Source organism: Caenimonas koreensis DSM 17982 (genome assembly GCF_009646335.1).
Taxonomy (GTDB): Bacteria; Pseudomonadota; Gammaproteobacteria; order Burkholderiales; family Burkholderiaceae_C; genus Ramlibacter; species Ramlibacter koreensis.
On sequence record NZ_WJBU01000009.1, the window covers coordinates 135,309 to 146,953 of the forward strand.

Here is an 11,645-nt window from a genome sequence, read left to right on the forward strand (position 1 = left end):
TCAGGCCAGCCGCGCGTGATGCTTTGCCAGTTGCAAGCGCACTTGTGCAGGCGCCGTCCCGCCAGTGACATTGCGCGCATTCAACGAGCCGCGCAGCGACAGCACGTCGTACACATCCTTGTCGATCGCGGCATTGAACTTCTGCAACACGGCCAGCGGCAGCTCGGACAAGTCGCAGTTGTGCGAAGTCGCTTCCTTCACGGCATGCGCCACGATTTCATGCGCATCGCGGAAGGGCAGGCCCTTCTTCACCAGGTAGTCCGCCAGGTCAGTCGCTGTGGCATAGCCGCGCAGAGCGGCCTTTTCCATCGCCTCGGGCCGCACGGTGATGCCGCCCATCATGTCCGCGAAGATGCGCAGCGTGTCTTTGAGCGTATCGACGGTGTCGAACAGCGGCTCTTTGTCTTCCTGGTTGTCCTTGTTGTAGGCCAGCGGCTGACCCTTCATCAACGTGATCAGGCCCACCAGATGGCCCACCACGCGGCCCGACTTGCCGCGTGCGAGTTCGGCGACGTCCGGGTTTTTCTTCTGCGGCATGATCGACGAGCCGGTCGTGAAGCGGTCGGCAATCTGGATGAAGCTGAAGTTCTGGCTCATCCAGATGACGAGTTCTTCCGAGAGGCGGCTGATGTGCACCATGGCAATCGCCGCTGCCGACGTGAACTCGATGGCGAAGTCGCGGTCGCTCACGGCGTCGAGCGAGTTCTCGCAGATGCCGTCCATGCCCAGTGCCTTCGCGACGGATTCCCGGTCGAGCGGGTAGCTCGTGCCCGCCAGCGCAGCAGCGCCAAGCGGCAGGCGGTTCATGCGCTTGCGCACGTCGGCCATGCGGTCGGCGTCGCGCGCAAACATTTCGACGTAGGCGAGCATATGGTGACCAAAGCTCACGGGCTGCGCGACTTGCAGGTGCGTGAAGCCGGGCAGGATCACATCCACATTCTTTTCGGCCAGGGCGAGCAGCGACTTTTGCAAGTCCACCAGCAGCACGGCGATCAGGTCGATTTCACCGCGCAGCCACAGGCGCACGTCGGTGGCGACCTGGTCGTTGCGGCTGCGGCCCGTGTGCAGGCGCTTGCCGGCATCGCCCACGAGTTGCGTCAGGCGAGCTTCGATGTTCAGGTGGACGTCTTCGAGATCGAGCTTCCACTCGAACTGGCCGGATTCGATTTCTTGCGTGATTTGCGCCATGCCCTGACGAATCGCGGCAAGATCGCTGTCGCCGATGATTTTTTGCGCGGCGAGCATGCTGGCGTGGGCCAGCGAGCCTTCAATGTCGGCTTTCCACAGGCGCTTGTCGAAGAAGACGCTGGCCGTGTACCGTTTGACCAGGTCGCTCATGGGTTCGGAAAAGAGCGCGGACCAGGCTTCGGATTTCTTGTCGAGTTGATTCATGGAAAGACCGGTTCGGGGAATGGATCACCAATAATCGGGCTTCGAGGGCACCGCATTCGTTTGATGGATTCGCAAATTTTATCGACCTTGCAGGAAACAGCCCCCGCGCCGCTTGAGCCGGTGGCCGGGACAGCGCGCCGCGCGCTCGTGTTTGATGCCTGCCATGTCGGCGTGATCCTGCGCGCCGTGGTGTTCGTTGAAACCGTGATGGCCGTCGGCGCCATCTACGCGGCCGCCAGCATCGGCGACTGGCTGATTCGCGTGGCGGTGCTCACGGCGGCGGTGTTGCCCTCTGTGCTGGCCTGGCTGATCGTGGCATGCAGCCTGAAGCAATTGATCGCGCGCCTGCCGCACTGGGGCCAGCAGGCCTTTGGCGTTGGCCTGGGTGCGCTGGCTGGCCTCTACGGTTGCGGGTTGCTGGCGCTGGGCGGCTACGGGCCGAGCATTCCGTGGGTAGGCGCAGCGTTCACGGGCGCGTTGCTGGCTGCGGCGCTTGTCGCCGGGCTCGTGCTGCGGGCCAAGACGCGCATGCCTGCGGATGCGGCGGCGCGCTTGTCCGAGTTGCAGGCGCGCATCCGCCCGCACTTTTTGTTCAACACGCTCAACACGGCCATTGCCCTCGTGCGGGAAGAACCCGCCAAGGCGGAAGCTGTGCTCGAAGATTTGAGCGAGCTCTTTCGCCATGCGCTGGAGGCAAACCCCGGCGACTCGGTCACGCTGTCTGAAGAAATCGCGCTGGCCCGCCGCTACCTGGAGATCGAGCAGGTGCGCTTTGGCGACCGACTGCAGCTCGAATGGGCGCTCGATCCTACGGCGGGAAGCGCCCGTGTCCCACCACTGATGCTGCAGCCGCTCGTCGAGAATGCCGTCAAGCACGGCGTGGAGCCGAGTGCGGAGGGAGCGCAGGTGAAAGTCAGCACGCAGCGGCGCGGCGGCACGGTGGTGATCAAGGTCACCAACACCGTGCCCGGTGGGCAGGGCGTGCGCGGGCATGGTGTTGCGCAGCGCAATGTGCAAGACCGGCTTCGCCTGTTGCACGATGTGCAGGGCCAGTTCCAGGCTGTTTTGAAAGACGGGATGTACCAGGTTCGCATGGAGGTGCCAGCATGATGCAGGTGCTGCTCGTTGATGACGAGCCGCTCGCGCGCTCACGCCTGCGCAACATGATTTCCGGCTGCCTGGCGCCACCCGCCGTGGTGAAGGCAGAAGCCGGCAATGCGGCGCAGGCGATGGATCTGCTGCGGCGCGGCCAGTTCGATGCCGTGCTGCTCGATGTGCACATGCCCGGCGCCGATGGCCTGGCGCTGGCCCAGGCCTTGCGTGCACTGGAGCAGCCACCTGCCATTGTTTTTGTGACGGCGCACGCAGAGCATGCGGTTGCGGCTTTCGAGCTGGAAGCCGTCGACTACCTCACCAAGCCCGTGCGGCTCGAGCGCTTGCAGATCGCATTGCAGAAAGTCGAGCGCGCGGTTGCCTCCAGTGGTGCGGCCTCTCATGACGCGCCTGAAGTGCTGCTCATCCAGGACCGTGGCCGCACCGAGCGGGTGCCGCTGGTCGAGGTGCTGTACTTCAAGGCCGAACTCAAATACGTGACGGTGCGCACGGCTACGCGCAGCTACATCCTCGATGCGTCACTGAGCGAGCTGGAAGAGCGGCACGCCGCCCAGTTCCTGCGGGTGCATCGCAACGCGCTGGTCGCTCGCCGTGCTATCCGCGCGCTTGAAAAACACTACGACCCCGAAGAGGGCGAAGGCTGGGCCTTGCGGCTCAATGGCGTTGAAGAACTTCTGGCCGTCTCCCGGCGACAACTCAGCGCCGTGCGTGAAGCATTGGCCGCACCATGACAGACAACGCAGTACCCACCCCCGAACCGGCGCTCGCGCCGGTGGCAGCCTCACTCCCGGTGCCGTCGCCAGCGCCATCGCCCGCGCAGACCGCCAAGCCCGCGGGACCGCCGATGGCCCACGACCCTGACGACCCATCGCACGTGTTGCTGCGCATGCCCGTGCATGTGCGCAGCGCGACACTGGCGTTGCTCGCTGCGTTGCTGGTGATTGCGATGCTGCGCTGGGCGAGCGACTTCTTCATTCCGGTGATGATCGGCTTCATGATGAGCTACGCGCTCACGCCGCTGGTCGACATGATGCAGCGCTGGAGGATTCCGCGCGCCGTGAGTGCGGCAGTCCTGCTGATAGGCATCCTGGGTGGCACAGGTGCGTCGATCTATTCATTCAGCGACGATGCGAGCCAGCTCGTGAGTTCGCTGCCGACGGCTGCCAGCAAGCTGCGTGATGCCATGCGCTCGCGTTCGGGCACCAACACAGCGTCGCTCGACACCGTGCAGAAGGCCGCCGCGCAGCTGGAACGGGCTGCGGCAGAAACTGGCCCCACGCCGGTGACCCGCGGCGTGCAGCGCGTGCAGATCGAAAAGCCCCACTTCAACATTCGCGACTACCTCTGGACGGGCACGATGGGGCTGGTGAGCTTCCTGGGCCAGGTCGTGATCGTCGTTTTCCTGACGTACTTCCTGCTGCTGTCGGGCGACACGTTCCGGCGCAAGCTGGTGAAGATCACAGGCCCCAGCCTGACCAACAAGCGCATCACGGTGCAGGCGCTGGACGAGATCACGCTGCAGATCCAGCGCTACCTCATCGTGCAGCTGCTCTTGAGCGTGGTCGTCGGCATTGCGACGGGCCTGGCTTTCTGGGCGCTGGGCATGAATCAGTCGGTCGTGTGGGGGCTGGCGAGCGGGCTGCTGAACTTCGTGCCGTACATCGGCGCGATCATTGTGACGGGCGCTGCTGCGCTCATTGCGTTCATGCAGTTCGGCGAAGTCAATTCGGCGCTCTATGTGGCGGGTGCATCGCTGGTGATTCACACCATCGTCGGCAACCTGATCGTGCCGTGGCTCACGAGCAAGGCGAGCCGCATGAACCCCGTGGCAGTGTTCATTGGCGTGCTCGGCTGGGGCTGGCTGTGGGGCGTGTGGGGCCTGCTGCTCGGCATCCCGATTATGATGATCGTGAAGGCGGTGTGCGACCGGGTGGATGACCTCAAGCCGATTGGTGAGCTGCTGGGGACTTGATGACGCCTTGCTCCCTCCCCCTCCGGGGGAGGGTAGGGGTGGGGGCACTCCCGGTGGTTGTGGTCGCGCAGCGGTTGTGACCGTATCAGCCGCCGCCTGCCCCCACCCCAGCCCTCCCCCAGGGGGGGAGGGAGCAAGGCAATCAGCCGGTGTTTCTCAGCGCCGCGGCGATCCCGTTGATCGACAAATGAATCCCGCGCCGCGCGCGATCATCGAGCGATCCTTCGCGGTGCCTGCGCACCAGTTCCACCTGCAAGTGATGCAGCGGATCGATATACGGAAACCGGTGCCTGATCGAGCGTTGCAGCGACGGGTTCGTCGCAAGCCGGCTGCGTTCGCCGGTGATCAGTTGCAGCGCCTCGACGGTGAGATGCCACTCTGCTTCGATCATCGCGAAGATGCGCTTGCGCAAACGCGCATCGGCAACGAGCGCGGCGTAGCGTGAGGCGAGCGCGAGGTCGCTTTTGGCGAGCACCATGTCCATGTTCGACAGCAACGCGCGAAAGAACGGCCAGTTGCGATACATCTTCTGCAATAGCGCCGTGTTTGCTTTTCGCGTCTGCGCCTTGTCGTCGCCGAGGAACTGCTGCACCGCCGTGCCAAAGCCATACCAGCCCGGCAGCGTCAGCCGGCACTGCCCCCAACTGAAGCTCCACGGAATCGCGCGCAAGTCTTCGATGCGCATCGACGACTTGCGGGACGCGGGCCGCGAGCCGATGTTCAGCTCCGCAATTTCGCGGATCGGCGTAGAGCCGAAAAAGTATTCGGTGAAGCCGGGCGTTTCGTACACCAGCGCGCGATACGCAGCCATGCTCGCGCTGGAAAGCGCATCTGCCGTTTGCAGGAAGGTGCGCGGCGCTGGCTTGGTTGGCTGCAGCAGCGTGGCTTCAAGCGTGGCCGCTACAAGCGTTTCAAGGTTGCGTCTGCCGATTTCCGGGTTGGCGTATTTCGAGCCGATCACCTCGCCTTGCTCGGTCAGGCGAATCTGCCCGCGCACTGTGCCCGGTGGCTGTGCCAGGATGGCCTGGTAGCTGGGCCCGCCGCCGCGGCCGACCGTGCCGCCGCGTCCATGGAACATGCGCAGCTGGATGTTGTGGCTGTTCGCGAGCTGGTCGAACAGATCGACGAGCGCAATCTCGGCGCGATACAGCTCCCAGTTGCTGGTGAAGATGCCGCCGTCCTTGTTGCTGTCGCTGTAGCCCAGCATGATGTCCTGCTCGCTGCCTGAGCGCTGCACCAGCTTGGCAATGCCGGGCAACGCGTAGAACTCTCGCATGATCGGCGCGGCATTGCGCAGGTCTTCGATGGTTTCGAACAGCGGCACGACGATCAGCTGCGCCATCGCTTTGTCGTCCAGCGTGCCTGCCATCAGGCCGACTTCTTTTTGCAGCAGCAGCACTTCGAGCAGGTCGCTCACCGTCTCGGTGTGGCTGATGATGTAGTGGCGAATCGCCTGCGCGCCGAAACGCTCGCGCATCACGCGTGCAGTTTCGAAGATCGCGATCTCGCTTTGTGCCCACGGCGAATACGTCGCGCCCATCACGCGCAGCGGCCGCGCGTCGCACAGCAGTTTCATCAGCAACTCACGCTTGGCGGCTTCAGCGAGCTTCGAGTAGTTGGGCTCCACACGCGCTGTGGCGAGCAATTCAGCCACCACTTCTTCATGCTTGTCGGAGCTCTGGCGCAAGTCCACCGTCGCGAGGAAAAATCCGAACACTTCGACAGCGCGGATCAGCGGATGCAGGCGTTGCGCAACGAGCGCAGCTGCATGGTGGGCAAGCAGCGACGCTTCGATGATGCGCAGGTCCGCCAAAAAGTCTTCCGCGCGCAGGTAGGGGTTTTGCGGCGCGACGGCGTGGCGGGCAGCTGTGCCGCCCGTGAGTTCGCGCAGCGTGGCGGCCAGCCGCGAGTAGATGCCGGTGAGTGCGCGGCGATACGGCTCGTCCATGCGGTGCTCGCTCTGGTCGGGTGAGCTTTCGGCCAGTGCGCGCATCTCGGGCGTGACGCCAACGAGCATCGCCGAGAGCGACAGTTCACCGCCCAGGTAATGCACCTCTGTCAGATAGTGGCGCAGCGCCACTTCGCTTTGCCGGCGCAGCGCGTAGTCGAGCGTTTCGGCGGTGACGTTGGGGTTGCCGTCGCGGTCGCCACCAATCCACTGACCCATGCGAAGGAACGTGGCGACGGGGTGGCTGCCCAGCTCGTGTTCCAGCTCTGCGTAGAGCTTGGGGATCTCGCGCAGGAACGTGGCTTCGTAGTAGCTCAGCGCGTTCTCGATTTCATCGGCAACGGTGAGCTTGGTAAACCGCAGCAAGCGCGTTTGCCACAGCTGCAGCACGCGGGCGCGAATCTGCACTTCATTGGCGGCAAGCTCCCGCGGCGCAAGCATGTCTTTCGGCATCGCATGCGACTTGATTTCGTCGCGGGCTACCAGCAGGTTGGCGATGGCGCGTTCTGCATCGAGGATGCTCTTGCGCTGCACTTCCGTCGGGTGCGCGGTGAGCACGGGCGAGACGTAGCTGTGGGCGAGTGTTTGCGAAACCGTCTTGGCGTTGATGCCTGCCCAACGCAAGCGCGCCAGGGCGACCTCGATGCTGCCTTCCTGCGTGTCGCCCGCGCGTTCATGCACGATGCGGCGGCGGATGTGGTGGCGGTCTTCCGCGAGGTTGGCCAAGTGGCTGAAGTAAGTGAACGCGCGAATCACGCTCACCGTGGCGTCGCTCGACAGCGACTTCAGCAGGCTCTTGAGTGCCTTGTCGGCTTCATGGTCGGCGTCGCGCCGGAAAGCCACGGAGAGCTTGCGCACGCGCTCGACCAGCTCGTAGGCCTCAACGCCTTCCTGCTCGCGGATCACATCGCCCAGGATGCGGCCGAGCAGGCGGATGTCTTCAACCAGGGGGCGCTCATTGTCACGGGCGCGGCGCGAGGGGGATTCCGGGCTGGGCGGCATGGGGTGGCGATCTCGTTGTGCTTAGTTTTTGAGCAGTCTGCATGCTAGCATCGACGCTCCTTTTAGCATTACAGACAGGTGACAGGATTGAGCAAGCTGGTCATCGCTACACGCGAAAGCCGCCTGGCCCTGTGGCAGGCCGAACACGTCAAGTCACTCCTTGTGCAGCGGGGGCATGGCGTGGAGCTTCTGGGCATGACCACCAAGGGCGACCAGATTCTTGATCGCTCGCTGTCAAAAGTCGGCGGCAAGGGCCTGTTCGTCAAGGAACTTGAAGTGGCCATCGAAGAAGGCCACGCCGACATCGCCGTGCACTCGCTCAAAGACGTGCCGATGGACCTGCCCGAAGGCTTCGCCCTTGCCTGCGTGATGGAGCGCGAAGACCCGCGCGATGCCTTCGTTTCCAACAAGTACGCTGCGTTGGCCGACTTGCCGCAAGGCGCCGTGGTCGGAACGTCCAGCCTGCGCCGCGTCGTGCTGCTTCGCGCGCTGCGGCCTGACCTGAAGATCGAGCCCTTGCGCGGCAACCTCGACACGCGCCTGCGCAAGCTCGATGAAGGTTTGTACGACGGGATCATTCTTGCCGCCGCGGGCCTGAAGCGCCTGGGCCTCGGTGAGCGGATTCGTGAAGTGTTCGAGCCTGAAGTGATGCTGCCTGCCGCCGGGCAAGGCGCGCTTGGCATTGAAGTGCGGTCTGACCGCGCTGACTTGCTGGAGCTGTTCGCGCCACTCGCTCACCAGACCACTTGGCTGTGCGTGGCCGCCGAGCGCGCTGTCAGCCGTGCCATGGGCGGCAGTTGCTCGATGCCGCTCGCTGCGCATGCGGTGTTTGCTGGCGAATACCTGCAGTTGCGTGCAGCCTGGGGCGACCCGGAAGGCGATGCAACGCTGCTGCGCGCGCAGTCCGCCGGCTCGGTGGCTGACCTCGAAGCTGCGGCAGCGCTGGGTACCGAAGTCGCCGCGCGGCTGCGCGCTGCGGGCGCGCGCTGAGCAGGAAGTTGCTGTGCGGCTGATCGTGACGCGGCCCCGCCAGGAGGCCGATCAATGGGTCGCGCAGCTGGTGCAGCGCGGCGTGCAGGCACAGGCGCTGCCTCTCATCGAAATACTGCCAGCCGCTGATACCACGAGCGTGGCGCAGGCGTGGGCAGCATTGCCCGGCGTGCGCGCGGTGATGTTTGTGAGCAGCAATGCCGTGCGCCACTTCTTCGCACACGCCAACGCGAACGCAGCGCATTGGCCGCCGGGCACGCGTGCCTGGGCCACGGGGCCGGGCACGTTGAAGGCGCTTCGCGATGCGGGCGTCGCAAGCGATGCGATCGACGCGCCGTCAGCAGACGCGAAGCAGTTCGACTCCGAAACGCTGTGGGCGCAAGTCGCCTCGCAGGTATCGTCCGGTGATCGTGTGCAGATCGTGCGTGGCGCAGAGGCGGGCCAGCCTCAAAACCAGGGGCGCGACTGGCTGGAGCAGCAATTGGCTGGCGCGGATGCCGTCGTCACAACAGTGATCGCCTACCAGCGCGGCACACCCGCATGGACACCCGCAGAGCAGGCGAGCGCTGCCGCACTGGCAGCCGATTGCTGGCTGTTCAGCAGCTCGCAGGCCATTGCCAACCTGCGCCAACTTCTGCCTTTGCAGAGCTGGAAGCAAGCGCGCGCTATCGCCACACATGCACGCATTGCAGCCGCTGCGCAGGATGCTGGCTTTGGTGTTGTTTGCGTGTCACGGCCGACCGTGGACGCTGTAGTCGCGGCCCTAAAATCGTTTCGATGACGCAAGAGCCTGCGGACGAAGCCGCCGCCCGCACCGAAGTGAAAACCCTGGACGTTGCCCCACCTGCGGCAGCCGTTCTACCTGCGCCATCTTCATCTGGCGCGGTGCCGCGTGGTGTGCTCTACCTGTTCATGATCGTCGCCGCACTCGCACTGGCGGGCAGTTTCACGCTGTGGCAAAAGCTCTCGACCATCCAGGAGCAGCTGGCCAGGCAAAGCCAGGACTCAGGCACCAATGCCATCGAAGCGCGCGCCCTGGCCAAGCAGGCCCAGGAAATCGCGCGGGACACTGCGGCGCGGCAGGCCATCGCCGAGACCAAACTCAGCGAAGTGGCGATGCAGCGCTCGCAGATCGAAGAGCTGGTGCAGAGCATGTCGCGCTCGCGAGACGAGAACATGCTGGTCGACATCGAATCCGCATTGCGCCTTGCGCAGCAGCAGGCGCAATCGACGGGCAGTGTCGAGCCATTGCTCTCGGCGTTGCGCGTGGCTGACCAGCGGCTCGAGCGTGCGGGCCAGCCGCGCCTGTCGCGCGTGCGCGCCGCCGTCACGCGCGACCTGGACCGCATCAAGACCGCCACGACGACTGACGTGCCCGGCATCCTTGCGCGGCTCGACGAGCTGGCGCGGCTGGCCGATGAACTGCCGGCGTCCAATGCCGTGCCGAAAGCCGGTGCGGCTGCAACCGCCGCCTCCGCTCGCAAGCCGGCATCGACACCCATCAGCGTGCAGTGGTGGGTCAAGCTCGTGGACGACATACGCGATGAAGCACGCGGCCTGCTGCGCGTGAGCCGCATCGACCAGCCCGAGGCTGTGCTGCTGGCACCCGAGCAGCTGTTCTTCCTGCGTGAGAACCTCAAGTTGCGGCTGCTCAACGCGCGGTTGGCGTTGCTGTCGCGCCAAAGCGATGCGGCGCGTGCCGATGTGTCGGCCGCCCTGCTGGCCGTGAACAAGTATTTCGACCCCGCGTCACGCAAGACGCAACTGGTGGCGACGCAGCTGCAGCAGGTGCAGACGCAATTGCAGGCGGTGGCGTTGCCGCGTATCGATGAGTCGCTGGCCGTGATCAACACCGCTGCGGCCGGAAGGTAAGCAAAGCCGTGCGCGCAGCCCTGTGGCTTCTGGCCCTCTTTGCCATCGCGGTGGCCATTGCCCTGTTTGCGGGCAACAACCAGGGCACTGTCACGCTCTACTGGCCACCCTACCGCGTGGACCTGTCGCTCAACCTGGTGTTGCTGCTGCTGGTCGGCGCATTCGTGTTTTTGCATGCGGTGCTGGGCGCGATGTCAGCGTTGTTCGACTTGCCCCGGCAGGCGCTGCGCTGGCGCACGCAGCAAAAGGAACGGGCGATGTATGGCTCGCTGCTCGATGGCTGGTCGCACATGCTCGCAGGGCGGTTCATCCGCGCGCGCAAGTCGGCTGAGGCCGTGCTGGTGCAGGAGCGTTCGCTCGACACCAGCGGCCAGCGCGTCGCCAATGCGCCGCAGGTGCGCACGCTGGCGCATTTGCTGGCGGCTGAAAGCGCGCAATCGCTGCAAGACCGGCCGGGTCGTGAAGATCATTTGAAGCAGGCGCTTTCGCAGGCTTCGGCGCGCGATGCGCAGGAAGTGCATGAAGGCGCCTTGATGCGCGCAGCCCGCTGGGCCCTGCAGGACCAGGAGCCCGAGGCCGCGATGACGTGGCTGCAGGGCTTGCCGCAGGGCGCGGCACGCCGCACGCTGGCATTGCGCACCAAGCTGAAGGCAGCGCGCCTTGCGCGCCGCACGGCCGACGCGATGGAGACGGCCCGTTTGCTCGCCAAGCACCGGGCGTTTTCGGCAGGCGCGGCGCAAAGCCTGGTGCGCGGCCTCGCTATCGACTTGCTGAACGCTGCGCATGATGTGGCGCAGTTGCAGCGCGCCTGGAATTCACTGGAGCCGTCCGAGCGGCTGATGCCGGAACTGGCGGTGCATGCAGCGCAAAAGCTCTCGGCGCTGGGCGGTGATGCGCAGGTGGCCCGCGAGTGGCTGGCACCCGTGTGGGACCAACAAGCCGAGCTGGGCGATTCGATCAAGGTCAAGCTCGTGCTGGCGCTTGAGGCCGGCATGGACAGCCTCGACAGTGCATGGCTGGCGCGAATCGAGGCAGCCCAAAAGGCCAACCCGCGCGATGCGACGCTGCAATACCTGGCAGGCATGGCTTGCATGAAGCGCCAGCTCTGGGGCAAGGCGCAGCAGCACCTGAGCCAGGCGGCGCTGGCCTTGCAGGACATCCGGCTGCATCGCAAAGCGTGGCGTGCGCTGGCCGAACTGGCTGAAGAGCGCGGCGACTCGGAGACTGCCGCCAAAGCCTGGAAGCGCGCCGCGACGGACTAGGCGCCCGCGCGGCAGAAGCATTGAATTTCTCCCTCTCCCTCCGGGGGAGGGCAGGGGTGGGGGCAAGCGGCTTTGCTACCGCCGGCTCTCCAGA

Annotated in this window: 9 protein-coding genes; 7 read left to right on the plus strand and 2 right to left on the minus strand. The window is 65.1% G+C overall.

Features of this window, described 5'->3' with window-relative positions:
• Complete coding sequence (gene argH, locus GHT07_RS10300) at positions 1-1,392, minus strand: argininosuccinate lyase (protein WP_153584986.1); 1,392 nt, start codon at positions 1,390-1,392, stop codon at positions 1-3.
• A gap of 60 nt (positions 1,393-1,452) precedes the next feature.
• On the opposite strand from argH, the gene GHT07_RS10305 reads away from it, so the two are divergent.
• Genes GHT07_RS10305 through GHT07_RS10315 form a run of 3 tightly spaced genes read left to right on the plus strand, consistent with a single transcriptional unit; the run spans position 1,453 to position 4,477 of the window.
• A complete protein-coding gene (locus GHT07_RS10305; protein WP_228488279.1) occupies positions 1,453-2,502 on the plus strand; it encodes a sensor histidine kinase in 1,050 nt (349 codons plus the stop codon).
• The gene (locus GHT07_RS10310; RefSeq protein WP_153585133.1) at positions 2,502-3,236 is read left to right on the plus strand and encodes a LytR/AlgR family response regulator transcription factor; all 735 of its coding nucleotides are present in this window, start codon (positions 2,502-2,504) and stop codon (positions 3,234-3,236) included. Before GHT07_RS10305 ends, GHT07_RS10310 begins: the two co-directional genes overlap by 1 nt.
• A complete protein-coding gene (locus tag GHT07_RS10315) occupies positions 3,233-4,477 on the plus strand; it encodes an AI-2E family transporter (RefSeq protein ID WP_153584988.1) in 1,245 nt (414 codons plus the stop codon). Before GHT07_RS10310 ends, GHT07_RS10315 begins: the two co-directional genes overlap by 4 nt.
• Positions 4,478-4,619: 142 nt before the next feature.
• Here the strand turns inward: GHT07_RS10315 and ppc are convergent, their stop codons facing one another.
• Positions 4,620-7,427 (minus strand): phosphoenolpyruvate carboxylase, encoded by a 2,808-nt coding sequence (ppc, locus tag GHT07_RS10320; protein WP_153584989.1) that lies wholly within the window; start codon positions 7,425-7,427, stop codon positions 4,620-4,622.
• Between the two features lie 87 nt (positions 7,428-7,514).
• On the opposite strand from ppc, the gene hemC reads away from it, so the two are divergent.
• The 4 genes from hemC to GHT07_RS10340 are packed head-to-tail and all read left to right on the plus strand — an operon-like array spanning position 7,515 to position 11,551.
• A complete protein-coding gene (hemC, locus tag GHT07_RS10325; RefSeq protein WP_153584990.1) occupies positions 7,515-8,417 on the plus strand; it encodes a hydroxymethylbilane synthase in 903 nt (300 codons plus the stop codon).
• Positions 8,418-8,430: 13 nt separating this feature from the next.
• Positions 8,431-9,198, plus strand: coding sequence for a uroporphyrinogen-III synthase (locus tag GHT07_RS10330; RefSeq protein WP_323740878.1), 768 nt, complete (start codon positions 8,431-8,433; stop codon positions 9,196-9,198).
• On the plus strand, positions 9,195-10,289 hold the full coding sequence (locus tag GHT07_RS10335; RefSeq protein ID WP_153584992.1) for a uroporphyrinogen-III C-methyltransferase: 1,095 nt from the start codon (positions 9,195-9,197) through the stop codon (positions 10,287-10,289). The genes GHT07_RS10330 and GHT07_RS10335 overlap by 4 nt, the downstream gene beginning before the upstream one ends.
• An 8-nt stretch (positions 10,290-10,297) precedes the next feature.
• Positions 10,298-11,551: a heme biosynthesis protein HemY gene (locus GHT07_RS10340; RefSeq protein WP_323740879.1), complete on the plus strand. Its 1,254-nt coding sequence runs from the start codon at positions 10,298-10,300 to the stop codon at positions 11,549-11,551.
• Positions 11,552-11,645: the final 94 nt, after the last annotated feature.

Coding starts and splice junctions, on each gene's coding strand:
- ppc (WP_153584989.1), bottom strand. CDS start 7,427: ATGCCGCCCAGCCCGGAATCCCCCTCGCGCCGCGCCCGTGACAATGAG.
- GHT07_RS10315 (WP_153584988.1), top strand. CDS start 3,233: ATGACAGACAACGCAGTACCCACCCCCGAACCGGCGCTCGCGCCGGTG.
- argH (WP_153584986.1), bottom strand. CDS start 1,392: ATGAATCAACTCGACAAGAAATCCGAAGCCTGGTCCGCGCTCTTTTCC.
- GHT07_RS10335 (WP_153584992.1), top strand. CDS start 9,195: ATGACGCAAGAGCCTGCGGACGAAGCCGCCGCCCGCACCGAAGTGAAA.
- GHT07_RS10310 (WP_153585133.1), top strand. CDS start 2,502: ATGCAGGTGCTGCTCGTTGATGACGAGCCGCTCGCGCGCTCACGCCTG.